We start from the raw sequence: 15,381 nt of genomic DNA on the forward strand, positions 1-15,381 counted from the left end.
GCCACCGGCGCACGGACCGAACATCCACACCGAGGAACTCCGCTACCTCATCGGGAGCGTATCCCTCCACCAAGCGCTGGATGGCCAGCCAGCGCCGATGCTCCAACTCTTCGGGCGAGCCTCGACTTCGCATCCTGCCAAGCTACCCTGGCTCTTCCGCGCGGACATTACTTTCCTGAGACGCTATAGCGCACCCGGCTGCCGATCAAGGACCGGCTGCCAGTGGCCTGGGCTCGCGACTGCGATAGGTTGCGCGATGCGCTCGCCCACCGTCGGCCGGAGGTGCCCAGCCCGCACTCGCCTGACGAACTCGCCGGCCCCTTCTCCTTCAACTTGCACTCCCTGGACGGCAGAACGGCGCTCCATTGCCTTCATGCTCTCGCTCTTATCAGGCTCTGCTCACGCCAGTGCTAACGGCCGACTTTGACTCAGGCATTCCTAACTGGGCTCTCCACCGGGAGCTACTTCGTCGCGGCTGCGGCCTGCGCCTGCCGCTTCCACTCTGCCGGTAGGCCGATGTTCAGGAACACGTCGAAACCCTGTCCTGGATATGCCGCGAGGATCCTCTGCTTGATGCGCTCGAGCCCCTCCGCCGTCGGCTCACCCTGCGGCTTCTCCGCCGCCACTTCCGCGATGACCCGCTCCAGGTACGCCTGCTCCTGGTCCAGCAAGCCCGCTCGGCCCGATGGGCCTCGCCCCGGGTGTACGTACTTCGGCTTCAGCGCCTTCATCTCGTCAACCCGCTTCAGCCACTCGTCCGTCTTGCCGATCTCCAGCCAGCTGTGCGCGTTGTTCGCCACCATGTCCCCCGGGAACAGGTGCCCCTCGTACTCCACCACCACGTGCGCCTCGCTGCACCCCGCCCCCATCACGTGCGCCTTCACCGTCACGCCCCCCGCGCTCAGCTCCGTCGTCGCCGCTCCGAAGCTGTCCGGCAATGGCACCTCCGTCGGGTAGTCCGGCTTGTAGCGCTCCGCGAACGCCTTCGTGCGGATCTCATGCACGTGCGGAATCGCCGCCCGCACCTGCTCGCTCGTCACCACCCGGATGCCTCGCTTGCGCAGCACGTCCGTCCCGTTGAACTTGTCCGGATTCGGGTGCAGCACGATCGCCAGCTGCGCCTTCTTCCCCGTCATCTGCTCCGCCCAGTTCACGAACTCCTCCGCCGCCGAGGGCAGGAACTGGGTGTCGATCAGGATCAGCCCCTCCGGGCCCTCGATCCAGTACGACGACGTGCTGAACCCCCACGGCGAGGACACGTATGTCCCCACCCGTGCGTCCGCGCGAGAGGTCAGCGTGACTTGCGCACCCTCCGGACTCCGAGTGGTGGCACAACCCGTCATGAGCGTGAACAGCAGAACGGATGCAATGCGACGCATGGTGCGGTCTCCTGAGAGGCCGCACTTCTTATGCGCTCCCGCCTCCAGCCGACAACCCGTTCAGTCCGTGCCCGTCCGCTTCGAATCCGCGGGCAGTTGGAAGGCCGTCTCGTTGTCCGACCAGATCGGCGGCTGCGCCTCTCCCGTGAACGCTCGCAGCCGCCGGTAGTCCGAGTACTCGGCCTGCATCGTCACCAGGTCCCCCGTCTGCATCCGCTCGTCCCCGCTCGGGTGCAGCTTCTCCGTGTCCCCCCGCCTCAACGCCAACGTCAGCGCCCCGAACCGGTCCCGCACCTCGGAGATGCTCGTGCCCGGTAGCCCCGTCCGCGCCTCGAACACCGACACCACCATCAGGTGCCGGCCAATCCGGAACGAGTGGACGATTCGCGGATCCAACGCCGCCAGCGCCATCGCCGGCGCCGCCAGCGAGGAGCTCGACAGCGCCTCCGCCTTGAACGTGTCTCGCACCTTCGCCACCAGGTCGTCGTCGAACAGGCGAATCACCACCCGGATGCTCGGGTTGAACCGCCGCGCGTCCAGCGCGATGTTCAGGTTCGCCAGGTCATCGTCCGTCGCACAGACGATCGCCGACGCCGCCTTCACGTTCGTGCGCGGCAGGCACTGCGGGCTGCGGATGTCGTCGATCAGCAGCGGCACCTGCTCGTCTCGCAGCACCCCCACGAACGCCCCGTCCTCCCGCTTCTCCACCACCACCACGTCCTTGCCCATCGCCCGGAGCTGGTCCACCACCCGGTAGCCCACCCGCCCCGCCCCACAGACTATGACGTGCCCCTTCAGCGTCTCGGCGATCACCTCGATCCACTCCTTGTCGCTCTTGTGCTTGGCGAAGAACAGGTAGGCAAAGCGCACCACGCCGTCCACCACCAGCGCGATGCCCACCGGCGGAATCAGCATGTTCAGCGCGATGCCCATCCAATCGTTCGAGCAGTCCAGCGAGGGCTGCCCGAACAACAGGAAGTACACGTGCTGCAGCGCCTTGCCCGCCGGCACCGGCTCTCCTCCCGGCACCTCACACCGCCATTGGAACAACGGCGGTGCCCCCAGGAAGAGCACCGCCGTCAGCATCAGCGTCGTCCGGAAGCGCCGCAGCAACGCCCAGAAGTACCGGAGGTTGATCGCCAGGCGTCGGCGCGGCGAAGGCCGTAGCGGTGACGTGTGCGTGTGCATCATGGCGTCGGGGCGATGCCCGCGGCCGCCTCCTGGCGCGCCCTCCGCCGCTCGATCAGCCACACCGCCAGCACGCCCAGCTCGTAGCAGAGCAGCATCGGCCCCGCCATCAGCGACAGGTTCACCACGTCACCCGTCGGCGTCAGCACCGCCGCGGCGATGAGGCACACCACGAACGCATGGCGCTGGTACTTGAACAGCCACTTGCTGCGCACCACCCCCACCACCCCCAACAGCGCCATCACCAGCGGCAGCTCGAAGATGACGCCGAAGGCGAGGATCAACAGCAGCACCAGCGAGAGCTGCTCGTTCATCGACAGCATGGGCCGCGTCCACCGCAGCGCCTCGTAGCGCGCCTTGCCCGCCGCCAGCTCCTTCTCCAGCTTCCACAGCCCGGCCAGCTCCTCGGCCCGCGTGGGCGCCACACCCGCCAGCAGGCTCGCCGCCTCGTCCATCGCCACCGCCGACACCGCGTAGTCCTTGCGGCCCACCGCCTCCACCGCCTCCACCCGCTTCTCCACCGCCTGCCGCAGCACCACCCGCGAGGACACCCCGAAGCCGTCCGCCGCCGCATCCAGCAGCTGCCCCAGCCCCGCCAGCCGCCCCGTCATCTCCACGCTCTCGGCGGGCACCACCTCGAGCTCCCGCGCCTGCCCCTCGCCCTCCGCCCGCAGCGTTTCGCTCGCCCCCTTGGCCAGCTGCCCCGCCCGCTCCGCGTCTCCGATTCGCAGGAAGCGCAGCGCGTCCTCCGCCCGCAGCCGCCCCGTGTCCAGCCGCGACTCCAGCGCCAGCGTCTCCTCCTCGTTCAGGAGGAACTTGAACATCGAGGGCAGCACCACGAAGTAACAGAACAGCGCGCCGATCAGGAACGACAGCGTGCCCGCCGCCACGAAGGGCCCCGCCATGCGCTTCTCTTCCGGGTACAGCCCCGGCGAGACGAAGCCCCACAGCTGCATGAGGATGACGGGCGTGGTGAGGAAGATGCCGCAGTACACGCCCACCTTCATCAGCACGTTCAGCTCTTCGATGCCCGAGGTGTAGATGAGCGCCCGCCCCTCCGGCGGCAGCGCCTCCAGCACCGGCCGCATCAACAGCCCGAAGATCGGCTTGGCGAAGATGAGGGAGATCGTCCCCAGGCCGATCACCGCCAGGGTGCATTTGAGGAGGCGCGAGCGGAGCTCCGTGAGGTGCTCCGCCAGCGACATGCGCATTTCAGGATCGAATTTCGGAAGTGCCAAGGCTAGCCCTGCTTCGGCGCGTTACGGGCCACCGTGCCCGGAATGGGAGCAAAGCGAGGCACGGCCTCCTCCTGCTCACCCGAGGTTTCCGCCGGAGCGCTCTCCTGCGGCGCGACCGGCTCGCCCTGCGCGGCCACCGCCGCCACCGTGGCCCCCAGCGACTGCGGCTCCACGGCGGGAGCAGCCTCCACCGCGGGAAGCACCTCCGGAGGAGGCATCATGTGGGCGTAATTCCCACCTTCCAGGTGGGCTGGCACGTGCGCGGGCGGAGGAAGCGCGGCCGGCTCGGAGGCGGACATCGCGGGGTGCTCCACCGGAGGTACCGGAGCGGGCACGGGCCGGGGTGGCTCGCGCTGGAACTCCTGGTCCATCTGGTAGAACTCGCGCGTCACCACCGAGCGAACTTCATCCGTCTGCCGCCGGAACTCGCGCAGGAACTTGCCGATGCCGCGCGCCAGCTCGGGCAGCCGCTGCGGCCCAAGGATGAGCAGCGCGGCCACCAGGATGAAGATCATCTCGCCTGCGCCGATGTTGAACATGTACGGACGGCTCCGCGGAAGGCTGGCTAGGGGTTATCGCGCCATGGGACGTCGGGTGCAACCCAGAGCCTACTCCTAGCGCCTCCCCCAACGGGCGGAGATGCGCCAGGACGCCCGCTTGCTAACGCTGAGAATTCGACTGGGACGGCAGGGGCGCCGTCCCCGCGGGCGTCGGCGCCGGAACCTGGGCCACCGCCGCCTTGGCGGCCGCCTCGGCCGTCTGGACGGCCTGGGCCGACGGGACACGGCTCCGGACCCGACGCTCGACGATGTAGAGCATCAGCGGCACCAGCAGTGTCAGGACGATGGAGACCCAGGCGACCTCGGCGACCCCCCCCAGCCTTCCGTCCGGCAGGTTCGTCAGCATCAGCGGAGCGATGGCCGCCGAGCCCAGCGCCGAGGCCATGTGGGAGATGGCCGACTGCAGCGAGAGGAAGCGCGCGCGCACCGCGTTCTCCGGCACCCGAGAGGTGAGCGTGTTGTAGGCCACGTTGCGCAGCCCCATCGACATCATGAAGCCCATGAAGAGCGCGTAGATGGGCAGCCATTGGGGGTAGTTGACGAAGCCCAGGTACGTCATCGCCACCGAGCCGAACACGCCGATGGAGCCCACCCGGAACGAGCCATACTTATCTACCCACCGGCCCGCCAGCCGCAGCGTCGCGAAGCTCACGAAGCCACCGACGAAATAGAGCACCCACAGCTCGTGGCGCGGGTAGCCCAGGTTCTGCACGAGGTGGGTGGGGATGTTGGGGATGAGCACGAAGCCACTCATCATCACGAACGCCGACATCACATAGGACAGCTGCACGTCCCTGCGGCCCAGCAGCTCCAGGGTGCCCACCTTGTGCCCCGGGCGTGCCCCTTGCTCCAGGTGCCCGCGCATGGGCGGCAGGAAGAAGATGGCGCCCAGCACCACCAACACCCCCATGGCCGCGACGCCCAGGAAAGGGGCCCTCCACCCGGCCAGGTTGGCCGCCTGGAGCGAGAGCGGCAACCCCACCACCTGCGCCACCGAGAAGGAGCCCATCACCGCCCCCATCGCCTTGCCGCGCCGCTCCGCGGGGATGATGTCCGCGATGATGGCCAGCGACAGCGAAGTGGCCGGCCCACCGAAGATGCCGGCCATTACCCGGGCCAGGACCATCGTCGACAGCCCCGAGGCCAGGCCTCCCGCCGCCGTGGCCAGCACCAGCCCCAGCATGGAGACGGCCAGCGCCTTGCGCCGATCGAAGCGGTCCAGGAAGTAGCCACCCACCAGCCCCGCCACGCTCGCCGCCGCCGTGTAGCTGCCCGCCACGTAGCCGATGTGCGCCGAGTCGATCTGCAGCCCCTCCGCGAAGAAGGGGCCCAGCGGCATCACCATCACGAAGTCGAGGATGTTAACGAACTGGACCGCCCCGATCAGGAAGATGACGGCGCGCTCGGAGACAGCGGGAGGGGACGACATGGTGGGAACCCCTTCAGACGCGGAAGCGGCGCACCTCGGCGCGCAACACCTCCGCCTGCTTCTGCAAATGATCGATGGCCTCCTCCAGCTGCCGCACCGATCGGGTCTGGTGCTCGGAGACGCCCTTGATGGTGTCCACCGCCTTGAGCACCTGCTCGCTGCCCATCGTCTGCTCCTTCTGGGCGCGGTTGAGGTGGGTGACCATCTCGTTGATGCTCTCGATGGAGCGGGTGATCTGCTTGCTGCCCTGCGTCTGCTCCTGGCTGCTGCGCTGCACGTGCGCGGTGATGGCCTTCATCCGCTCGGCGCTCTTGATGATCTGATCACTGCCCTTGGCCTGCTCGTTGGAGGCCTTGGAGATCATCTGCACCGTCTCTGAAATCCGCTGGATGGCGCCCGTCACCTGCCGGCTGCCGCGCGCCTGCTCCACCGTGGCCCGGGCAATCGCCTTCACCATCTGCGTGGCCTTCTGCGCGCTGTCGTTGATCTTCCACAGCGCCCCTTCGGCCTCGCGGCCCAGCTGCACGCCCTCCTCCACGTTGCGCACGCCCTGGTTCATCACCGCCACCGCGTTGCGGCTCTCCTCCTGGATGCTGCGGATGAGGTCGGCGATCTCCTTGGTGGAGGCGCCCGTGCGCTCGGCCAGGTCCTTGATCTCGTCGGCCACCACCGCGAAGCCCTTGCCGTGCTCGCCCGCCTGCGCGGCGATGATGGCGGCGTTGAGCGCCAAGAGGTTCGTCTGCTCGGCCACGTCGTCGATGACGTTGAGGATGTTGCCGATGTCCGAGATGCGCTTGCCCAGGCTCTCGATGACACCAGCGGCGGAGCGGCTGGTGTCCTTGATGCGGTCGATGCCGGTGAGCGTCTTCTGCAGCGACTCCACGCCCGACTGCGCGTCCTCGGACACCTGCTCGGACAGGCGCGCCGTCTCGTTGGCGTTGGTCTCCACCTGTCCGATGGAGGAGTCCATCTTCTTGATGGACGAAGAGGTCTCCTCCGTGGAGGCCGACAGCGCCGAGATGTTGGTGGCCACTTCGCGGATGGAGAAGGACATCTCCTCGATGGCGCTGGTGGTCTCCTCCACGCTGCCCGCCATGGACTGCACGTTCTCGGCCACCTCGTCGTTGGTGGCCGCCATCTCCATGATGGAGGAGCTGCTCTGCTCGGCGCTCTGGTAGAGCACCTCCACGTTCTCGGCGATGCCTCGCAGGCTCGCCAGCATCTCCACCATGGAGGAGGAGGTCTCCTCCACCCGCGACTGGATGGTGGAGGCGCCCGAGGACACCGTGGTGCCCGTACGGGAGATCTGCTCAATCACGCCAGCCAGGCTCTCGGACACGCCGCGCACCCGGCCCAGCGTCTCCCGCCAGCTCAGGGCGATTCGGTTGAGGGCCTCGGCCAGCTTGCCCAGCTCGTCCTGGGTGCCCACCTCCACGCGGCCCGTCAGGTCCGACTCCGCCAGCCGGCGCGCCATCGACATCATCGCCTCCAGCGGCTGGAGGATGAGCGCCCGCGAGATGAGGAAGAAGAGCAGCATGAAGACCGCGAGACCAATCACGAAGATGAGCGCCAGCGTCCGGCGCACCGTGCCGACGGCCTCCTGGATGGAGGTGGAGTTCATCCCCACCACGACCCAGCCCAGCTCCTTGTCGTCCCGGTTGCGGATCACCTCGACGAGCAGCCAGCTCCCCGCGCTCGGCTTGAACTCCGCCGGCGAGCCGGCCTGCTGGTACTGCTCCAACAGCTCCTTGAGCGTCGCCGGCGCTCGGGTGGTGGAGCCGAGGGGCTGGCGATCCGTGCCCAGCACCGAGGCGAAGGCGAAGTCCCGATCGCCCTCCAGCAGGCTGTTGAGCGTCGCGCGCAGGGGAGCCCCCGGCACCAGCTCCTGCTCCTGGGCGCCCATGAGGCGGGCGATCTCCTGGGCCTTGGCCCGGCCGTGCTCGACGAGCCGCTCCTCCAACAACCCCCTCACCGTGTCCGGCACCGCCAGAAAGAGCGCCAGGAACAGAATGGCCTGAGCCAGGGCGAAGTACCCGAAGAGGACTCCACGAAGACCGTATTTCTGGAAGCGACGAGCCAAGGCTCCGCAATCTACGGAGGGAATCGAACAAAGGGCAAGGAACGGGAAGGCCGTTCGCGCAGCGGGGCTGGAAGAATCCCGGAACCCCGTGGATTCTGGGGCACTGGGAGCGTAGGCCTGGCCCTACCCTGCCCTTGGAACCTACCTGGTATGACGCCTCCCACCCTACTTTTGACCGATCCCCTCTTCCTCAAGCACGAACCCGGCAGGCAGCATCCGGAGAGCCCGGCCCGGTTGCGGAGCATCCTCTCGGTGCTGGCGCGCAAGCCGGTGGCGGGCACGCAGGTGGGCCAGCCGCGCTCGGCCACGGAGCAGGAGCTGGCCTCGGTCCACACCCCCGAGCTGCGAAAGTACCTGCTGGGGCTGGCCGGAGAGCGCGCGGAGATCGACCCGGACACCCAGGCCTCCCCGGACACCTATGACGCGGCGGTGCTGGCCGCGGGGGCCGCGGTGCAGGCGGTGGAGGAGGTGATGTCGGGCCGGGCGAGCAACGCGTTCGCGCTGGTGCGTCCTCCGGGCCACCACGCCGAGCCCGGGCGAGCCATGGGCTTCTGCTTCTTCAACAACGTGGCCATCGCCGCCGAGGCGGCACGCCGGCACGGCGCCGAGCGGGTGCTGGTGCTGGACTGGGACGTCCACCACGGCAACGGCACCCAGGCGGCCTTCTGGGAGCGCCGGGACGTGCTCTACCAATCCGTCCACCAATACCCCTACTACCCGGGCACGGGAGCGCCGCACGAAGTGGGCGTCGGCGCGGGCGAGGGCTTCACCATCAACTGCGGCCTGCCGGGTGGCGCCTCGGACGCGGATTATGGGGCCCTCTTCCAGGAGCTGTTCCTGCCCATCGCGGACGCGTTCCGGCCCCAGCTCGTGCTGGTCTCCGCGGGCTTCGATCCCCACCGGCATGACCCGATTGGAGGAATGCTGCTCAGCGAGCGCGGCTTCGCGGCGATGTGCTCGGCGATGAAGGCGCTGGCCGACAGCCTGTGCGGAGGCCGCCTGGTACTGCTCCTGGAGGGGGGCTATTCCCTGGAGGGGCTCTCCCAGTCCGTGCATGCCTGTATCGAGGTGCTGGCGGGGCGGCGCGACTCCTTCCCCACCGGCGAGACCAGTTCGGACGCGATGCACGCGCTCGCGCTGAGCCGCGAGGCCCTGCGGCCCTACTGGCCCGCGCTCTGACTACCAGGACGAGAGCCCCGCCGATTCCGGCGGCGCGGGGGGTGGCGCAAAGCGCGCCACGGTGCTCAGCAGGGAATCGAGGTCCAACGGCTTCGGCAGGTACCCAGCCACCCCGAGCTCGGCGACATCGTGCGTGCTCAAGCCCTGCCCGGAGACGACGACCACCGGAATGGCATCGAGCGCGGGATCCGCGCGCTGGCGGGCCCGGAAGGCCCACCCGCTCACGTCCGGCATCATGAGATCGAGCAGAATGAGGTCCGGGCGCAGCCCGCTGTCCAGGCGCTCCAGTCCCTCGCGGCCAGTCCGCGCGGTGGCAACGTGGTAACCCTCCATCTCGAGCGCATCCTGCAGGGAGAGGAGGATGTCATGGTCGTCATCGATGACCAGCAGGCAGCTTGGATGATTCATCTCCCTCTCCTCCCTCCTCTTCACGGTGCTGATGAAGTCGGGGAGGCGCCACTGACCGACGGTTTCACCGGGTGGACACCAGGTAGCCAGGCTCCCTGGGTCCACCTTGGGAATATCTCTCGTGTGGCATGAGCGGTCCTCTTGCTCGCCCCATGCCCTGGGGAACAGCGACGGCACATTGGCATCCCAGGACTTACCTCAATGAGAGCGGCCATCGCCGTTGGGACAGACACTTACGGAGATTCCCACCCCTCACCATGGACCCCACCCAGGACCCGCACAACGAGGCGCCGCGCCAGGACACACCGGCTGCCCCCGAGGGGCGTCCTCTCCGCAGGCGTGAGCTGCAGGCCAACGAGGCCTTGCAGCTGCTCTCCCGGGTTGGCCGCCTGCTCTCCGTCCGACGGGGCAGCCTCCGCCTCCGGTTGCAGAAGGCCCTTCGCGCGGCCACCTCCTACGAGCTGGCCACCTTTGGCCTGTTGGACCTCATCCGGGCCGATGGGCAGTTGCACCGCGTGGTGGCGGTCCATCGCAACGCGGAGAGCGAGGCCCACCTGCGCGCCGTGCCGGGCCACTATCGCCCCGACACCGCATGCAGCCCCATCCACGAGGTGCTGCACACGGGCCTGTCGCGGCTCTTCGTGGACTACCCGCTGGAGGTCCGCCGAATGGTGGGCTCGTTGCCCGAGCACCTCGCGCGGCTGGAGGAGCACCAGCCCCGCTCGCTGTTGGTGGTGCCGCTGTCGAGCCGCGGGCGCGTGCTGGGGCTGATGCTGCTGGCCCGAAGCGAGCCCCTGCCCCCGTACCGGACCGAGGACTTGGAGATAGCCGAGGAGCTGGCACGGCGCCTCGTCGCCGCCATCGACTCCGCGCGCATGAGGCGCAAGGCCCAGCGCGCCGAGCGCCGGGCGCGGTTCCTCTCCCGGGCGAGCCAGGCGCTCGCGGCCTCGCTGGACTACCGCGTGACGCTGGACCGGGTGGCGCGCCTGGCGGTGCCCACGGTGGCGGACCTGTGTACGGTGGACATCCTCGAGGAGGACGGAAGCATTCGCCGGCTGGCGGTGGCGCACCGCGCGCCGGAGAAGGCGGCCGTGGCCTGGGAGCTCGAGCACCGCTGGCCCTCGCGCCTGGAGGACTCCTTCGGCCCTGGCAAGGTCATCCGCAGCGGCCGGCCCGAGCTGCGCGGTGAGGTGCCGGACGCGAAGCTGCCCCTGGCCGCAAGGGACACGGAGCACCTGCGCACGCTGCGCACCCTGGAGCTCGAGTCGTACCTCGTCGCCCCCTTGCAGGCGCGGGGACGCACGCTGGGCGCCATCACCTTCGCGTATACCGGCTCGCACCGGCGCTACCGCAAGGCGGACCTGCACCTGGCCATGGAGCTGGCCGACCGCGCCGCCCTGGCCGTGGACAACGCGCTGCTCTACCGCGCCTCGCAGGAGGCCGTGCGGCTGCGAGATGAGTTCCTCGCCGTCGCCTCGCACGAGCTGAAGACGCCGCTCACCCCGCTGGCCCTGCGGCTGCAGAGCCTGCGCCGGGAGCTGGACCGGGGCGGCGCCATCGTGAACCCCACGCGCCTGCGCGAGCACGTGGCCGCGCTCCAGCGTCAGAGCAAGCGGCTGTCCACGCTGGTGGAGAGCCTGTTGGATGTCTCGCGCCTCGAGGCGGGCCGGCTGGAGCTGAACCTGGAGTTCGTGGACCTCTCGGCGTTGGTGCGCGAGGTCATCGGCCGCTTCGCCGCGCAGGCCCTGCGCACGAGCACCGAGCTGGAGGTGCGCGCCGAGGAGCCCGTCGTGGGGCGCTGGGACCGCATTCGCCTGGAGCAGGTGGTGAGCAGCCTGCTCAGCAACGCGCTCAAGTATGGCGTGGGCCGACCCATCCACATCCGCGCCGAGCGCAGCCCCACGGGCGCGCGGCTCGTGGTGAAGGACGAGGGCATCGGCATCTCCCCCGAGCACCTGCCGCGCATCTTCGACCGCTTCGAGCGGGCGGTGTCCGCCGAGCACTTCGGCGGGCTGGGGCTGGGGCTCTACCTCACGCGCCACCTGGTGGAGGCGTTCGGCGGCACCATCCGCGCCGCCAGCGAGCCGGGCCAGGGCGCCACCTTCGAGGTGAACCTGCCGCTGGCCTCACCCGAGGCTTGACGCAGTCCCTCCCCTAGCCCATGTCCACCGCGATGCGGATGGTGCGCAACCTGCCGGACCGGCTCTTCGACCCCGTGGCGCGCAGGCTGCGCTGAGCGCCACGGGAAGCAGGGGCTACTGCTGCCCCATGAGGAACTCGCGCTCGTCGATCTGGCCCTTCTCGGGGGTGGCCTCCTTCGGCTCCGTCCCCTTCTTGAAGTACATGACCTCCTTGTCGCGGCTGCTGCTGGAGGCGATCTTCCCCGTCTTCTCGTCGATGGTCAGGCGCACCAGCTGCATGGTGGACCAGGGGTAGAACTCCGGCTGCGGGCGGCCCGCGAGCGCCTTCTTCATGTACTCCAGCCAGATGGGCAGCGAGGCGCGACCGCCCGTCTCGTAGCGGTTGAGCGGGTGCGGGTTCAGGTCGTAGCCCACCCACGACACCGTCACCAGGTCGCGCGTGAAGGCGGCGAACCAGGTGTCGAACGAGTCGTTGGTGGTGCCCGTCTTGCCCGCCGCCGGCTTGCCCAGGCGCTGGGCCGGACCACCCGTACCCTCCAGCACCACGCCGCGCATCAGGTTGGTGATGATGAAGCCCGTCTCGGGGCTCATCACCTGCTCACCCGGCTCGAAGAGGCGCGCGTAGCCCGCGGCCACCCGGTCCTGCAGCGGCGCCCACGGGTCGTCGAACGCCGTGTGGTCCTCCAGCGTGCGGCCCCAGCGGTCTTCGATCTTGCGAATGAAGTAGGTGGGCTTCTTGCGTCCGTAGCGGTTGAAAGTGGCGTACACCTGCGCCAGCTCCATGGGGTAGACGCACGAGGAGCCCAGCGCGGCCGAGAAGTCCATGTTCATCGGCGTGGAGATGCCGAGCTTCAGCGCCCACTCGGACATGTTCTTGGTGCCCACCGCCCCGAACGTCTTCACCGCGGGGATGTTCATGGAGTTGACGAGCGCGGTGCGCAAGAGCACGTCGCCCTGGAACTCCGAGGTGTAGTTCTCCGGCTTCCAGGACACCTTGTTGTCCGGATCGTGCTCGACGATGGGCGAGTCGACGATGACGGTGGCCGGCGTCCAGTTCAGCTTCTCGATGGCGGCCGCGTACACCAGCGGCTTGTAGGAGCTGCCCGGCTGGCGGCACGCCTGGAAGGCCCGGTTGAACTCGTTGTCGTCGAAGTCGTAGCCGCCCACCATGGCCGTCAGGTACTGGCGGTGGGGATCGATGGAGACGAGTGCGCTCTGCGGCTCGGGCAGCTGCTCCAGCCGGAAAAGCTTCGGCCCCGTCTGGGTCGGCTTGGCCAGATCCGCCGTCTGCGCGCTGGCGGGGACGACGGCGCCCTCGGCGGCGGGCGGCTCCTCGTCATCGGGGATCTCCGAGGCGAGCTTCTTGTCCCACTGCTCCTTGTCGTCCGTGAGGTCCTTCTTCTTCACGTGGCGCACGACGATGAGGTCGCCCACCGCGATGGCCCGCTTCACCGTGGAGATCATCGCTCCCGGCGAGTAGTAGGACTCGGGGTTGACCTTGCGCGCCCAGCGCATGCCCAAGAGCGGCAGCCGCGCGGCGTGCGGCCCCACCTGGATGTCGGCGCCCTGGCCATTCTCGTCGAGCTTCGTCACCAGCGCCACGTAGAGCCGGCCCAGCTGGAGCTTCTCGTCGCCCATGGCCTTCTTGCCGCGGGAGATGAACTCCTGGCGCTTCTCGTCCGTGTCCAGGTTCATCAGCGGGCCGCGCCAGCCCTGGCGCTTGTCCAGCTCCAGCAGGCCGTTGAGCACCGCCTCCTGCGCGGCGCGCTGCCGCTCGCTGTCCATGGTGGTGAACACCTTGAGGCCCTGCTCCAGCAGCGCCGGGTTGCCGTAGCGGTCGACGATGTCGCGGCGGGCCTGCTCCACGAAGTACGGAGCGAACTCGTGGAACACGTCCTCCACCGGGTACACCTTCACCGGCTCGGCGTTGGCCGTGTCGTGCTCGGCCTGGGTAATCATCCCCTCCACCAGCATGCGGCGCAGCACGTACGAGCGGCGCCTCTTGGCCGCCTCCGGCTTGAGGAAGGGCGAGTAGCGGCTGGGCGCCTGTGGCAGGCCGGCGATCAGCGTCATCTCCCCCAGCGTCAGGTCCCGCACGTCCTTGCGGTAGTAGTTCTCCGCCGCGCTCTGCACCCCGTAGCTGTGGTGCCCGAGGAAGACGTTGTTCAGGTAGAGGTAGAGGATCTCCTCCTTCGTCAGCGCCTCCTCCAGGCGCCGGGCGAGGATGGCCTCGCGAATCTTGCGCGTGAGCGTCTTGGCGGTGGCCTCCTTGTAGCCCTCGGCGCCGATGAGCACCGCCTTCGCCGTCTGCTGCGTCAGCGTCGAGCCACCCTGGATGCCGCCGCTGCGCAGCCCCAGCTTCGAGCCGATGGTCTTGAAGCCCGCGCGCGCGGTGCCCAGCACGTCCACGCCCATGTGGTCGAAGAAGCTCGAGTCCTCGCTGGCGATGAAGGCCTGCACCAACCGCTTGGGGATGCGCTCATAGGGCACCACCTTGCGCCGCTGGTTGTAGAACTCGCCGGCCAGCACCGCGTCGTCGGTGTAGACCTCGGTGACGATGGGCGGCCAGTACTCGTCCACCTTGGGGATGGCCGGCAGCCCGGGGGAGTAGATGTAGTACACCCCCACCAGGCCCACCGCGCCCGCGGTGGCGCCCGTGAGGGCCAGCCAGCACATGAGCTTCAGGGGGAAGAGCCACCAACGGCCCTTCTTCACCCCATCAAGGACGAGCTTGGCGCGGCTGCGATCGAGGTTCTTCGGATCAGGTGTGCTCATGACGGTTCCAGCGCAGCTCTTTTGAGTATGTCCTTCAGCTCTGGAGGCAACCGCGCCTCCACCGCGACCTTCCCGCCGTGTTGGGGGTGCGGAAATTCGATGCGCTCGGCGTGCAGGAACAAACGTTTCAAGCCCCACCGAGCCCGCACGTCTCGGTTGAACGCAAAGTCGCCATACTTCCTATCCCCGGCAACAGGGTGGCCTACCGCGGCCAGATGCCTTCTTATCTGATGAGTGCGCCCGGTCTCGATGGTGCAGGAGAGGAGCGCCACCTCGCTCGATTGCCGGATGACCTTCCAGCGGGTGAGCGCCTCCTGCATGTTCACCCCTCGACGGGCCTTGGACTCGGCCGTCTGCTGGTGCTCCGACAGGGGGAGGTCGATGACCCCCGAATCCTTGGACATCTTCCCCTTCACCAGGGTGATGTAGCGCTTGCGGGCTTTACTGTGGGTGAAAACTTCCGTGAAGTGGACCATCGCCGGGCGGCGCTTGGCCACGAGGATGACGCCGGAGGTCTCCCGGTCCAGGCGGTGGGCGGGCGAGGCGGTGAAGTCGTTCCGGACGGCCTTGGGGCCCAGGTAGGCGCGCACGTAGTCCACCAGGGTGCCGCCGGTAATGCCGCTGCCGGTGTGGACGGCCATGCCGCTGGGCTTGTCCACGGCCATCATCCACTCGTCCTCCAGGAGGACGACCAGCTCGCTGGGGTCCACCGGAGGCGGAGGAGGCGGGGGACGCGGGCCGTCCGGGGAGGGGCCGAGCAGCTGCTTCTCGTCCCCGCGGATGGTGATGACGTCTCCGGCGGCCAGGAGCTGCTCGGGCTGAGCGCGCTTGCCGTTCACGCGGACCTTCTTCACCCGGATCATCTTGAAGAGGTGACTGGTGGGCATGGAGGCCAAGCGCTTGCGGAGGTACTTGTCCAGCCGCATCCCCACACTGTCCTCTTCGATTCGGTACTCGATCATTTGTTCTTGGCGCGGGACCAGACCACACGAATAATTGCCGGT

General features: G+C 68.6%; 12 protein-coding genes. 2 read left to right on the top strand and 10 right to left on the bottom strand.

Going from position 1 to position 15,381, the window contains the following annotated elements; all coding sequences use genetic code 11:
* The 7 genes from SYV04_RS43830 to SYV04_RS36365 all read right to left on the bottom strand — a co-directional run.
* Positions 1-133 (bottom strand): helix-turn-helix domain-containing protein (locus SYV04_RS43830; RefSeq protein WP_422724009.1); only part of this gene is annotated, 133 nt, incomplete at its 3' end.
* Between the two features lie 328 nt (positions 134-461).
* Positions 462-1,379 (bottom strand): MBL fold metallo-hydrolase, encoded by a 918-nt coding sequence (locus tag SYV04_RS36340; RefSeq protein ID WP_321550628.1) that lies wholly within the window; start codon positions 1,377-1,379, stop codon positions 462-464.
* Between the two features lie 60 nt (positions 1,380-1,439).
* Positions 1,440-2,570, bottom strand: coding sequence for a potassium channel family protein (locus SYV04_RS36345; RefSeq protein ID WP_321550629.1), 1,131 nt, complete (start codon positions 2,568-2,570; stop codon positions 1,440-1,442).
* Entirely contained in the window at positions 2,567-3,772 is a 1,206-nt protein-coding gene (gene tatC / locus SYV04_RS36350; RefSeq protein ID WP_321550821.1) for a twin-arginine translocase subunit TatC, read from the bottom strand. Before tatC ends, SYV04_RS36345 begins: the two co-directional genes overlap by 4 nt.
* A gap of 35 nt (positions 3,773-3,807) precedes the next feature.
* Entirely contained in the window at positions 3,808-4,344 is a 537-nt protein-coding gene (locus SYV04_RS36355; RefSeq protein ID WP_321550630.1) for a twin-arginine translocase TatA/TatE family subunit, read from the bottom strand.
* Between the two features lie 121 nt (positions 4,345-4,465).
* A complete protein-coding gene (locus SYV04_RS36360; protein ID WP_321550631.1) occupies positions 4,466-5,794 on the bottom strand; it encodes an MFS transporter in 1,329 nt (442 codons plus the stop codon).
* Positions 5,795-5,807: 13 nt separating this feature from the next.
* Positions 5,808-7,874 (bottom strand): methyl-accepting chemotaxis protein, encoded by a 2,067-nt coding sequence (locus SYV04_RS36365; protein ID WP_321550632.1) that lies wholly within the window; start codon positions 7,872-7,874, stop codon positions 5,808-5,810.
* A gap of 150 nt (positions 7,875-8,024) precedes the next feature.
* On the opposite strand from SYV04_RS36365, the gene SYV04_RS36370 reads away from it, so the two are divergent.
* Complete coding sequence (locus tag SYV04_RS36370; protein WP_321550633.1) at positions 8,025-9,053, top strand: histone deacetylase family protein; 1,029 nt, start codon at positions 8,025-8,027, stop codon at positions 9,051-9,053.
* On the opposite strand, the gene SYV04_RS36375 is transcribed toward SYV04_RS36370, so the two are convergent.
* Positions 9,054-9,461, bottom strand: coding sequence for a response regulator (locus tag SYV04_RS36375; protein WP_321550634.1), 408 nt, complete (start codon positions 9,459-9,461; stop codon positions 9,054-9,056).
* A gap of 257 nt (positions 9,462-9,718) precedes the next feature.
* On the opposite strand from SYV04_RS36375, the gene SYV04_RS36380 reads away from it, so the two are divergent.
* A complete protein-coding gene (locus SYV04_RS36380) occupies positions 9,719-11,602 on the top strand; it encodes a sensor histidine kinase (protein ID WP_321550635.1) in 1,884 nt (627 codons plus the stop codon).
* 114 nt (positions 11,603-11,716) lie between these two features.
* Here the strand turns inward: SYV04_RS36380 and SYV04_RS36385 are convergent, their stop codons facing one another.
* Both SYV04_RS36385 and SYV04_RS36390 read right to left on the bottom strand, forming a co-directional pair.
* Positions 11,717-14,377 (bottom strand): penicillin-binding protein 1A, encoded by a 2,661-nt coding sequence (locus tag SYV04_RS36385; protein WP_321550636.1) that lies wholly within the window; start codon positions 14,375-14,377, stop codon positions 11,717-11,719.
* Positions 14,374-15,339 (bottom strand): RluA family pseudouridine synthase, encoded by a 966-nt coding sequence (locus SYV04_RS36390; RefSeq protein ID WP_321550637.1) that lies wholly within the window; start codon positions 15,337-15,339, stop codon positions 14,374-14,376. Before SYV04_RS36390 ends, SYV04_RS36385 begins: the two co-directional genes overlap by 4 nt.
* Between the last annotated feature and the right edge of the window lie 42 nt (positions 15,340-15,381).

This window comes from Hyalangium ruber, assembly GCF_034259325.1.
Classification (GTDB): domain Bacteria; phylum Myxococcota; class Myxococcia; order Myxococcales; family Myxococcaceae; genus Hyalangium_A; species Hyalangium_A rubrum.

Excerpts from the sequence above, each read along its gene's own strand:
- SYV04_RS36340 (WP_321550628.1), bottom strand. The coding sequence starts at position 1,379 with ATGCGTCGCATTGCATCCGTTCTGCTGTTCACGCTCATGACGGGTTGT.
- SYV04_RS36345 (WP_321550629.1), bottom strand. The coding sequence starts at position 2,570 with ATGATGCACACGCACACGTCACCGCTACGGCCTTCGCCGCGCCGACGC.
- tatC (WP_321550821.1), bottom strand. The coding sequence starts at position 3,772 with ATGTCGCTGGCGGAGCACCTCACGGAGCTCCGCTCGCGCCTCCTCAAA.
- SYV04_RS36355 (WP_321550630.1), bottom strand. The coding sequence starts at position 4,344 with ATGTTCAACATCGGCGCAGGCGAGATGATCTTCATCCTGGTGGCCGCG.
- SYV04_RS36360 (WP_321550631.1), bottom strand. The coding sequence starts at position 5,794 with ATGTCGTCCCCTCCCGCTGTCTCCGAGCGCGCCGTCATCTTCCTGATC.
- SYV04_RS36370 (WP_321550633.1), top strand. The coding sequence starts at position 8,025 with ATGACGCCTCCCACCCTACTTTTGACCGATCCCCTCTTCCTCAAGCAC.
- SYV04_RS36375 (WP_321550634.1), bottom strand. The coding sequence starts at position 9,461 with ATGAATCATCCAAGCTGCCTGCTGGTCATCGATGACGACCATGACATC.
- SYV04_RS36380 (WP_321550635.1), top strand. The coding sequence starts at position 9,719 with ATGGACCCCACCCAGGACCCGCACAACGAGGCGCCGCGCCAGGACACA.
- SYV04_RS36385 (WP_321550636.1), bottom strand. The coding sequence starts at position 14,377 with ATGAGCACACCTGATCCGAAGAACCTCGATCGCAGCCGCGCCAAGCTC.
- SYV04_RS36390 (WP_321550637.1), bottom strand. The coding sequence starts at position 15,339 with ATGATCGAGTACCGAATCGAAGAGGACAGTGTGGGGATGCGGCTGGAC.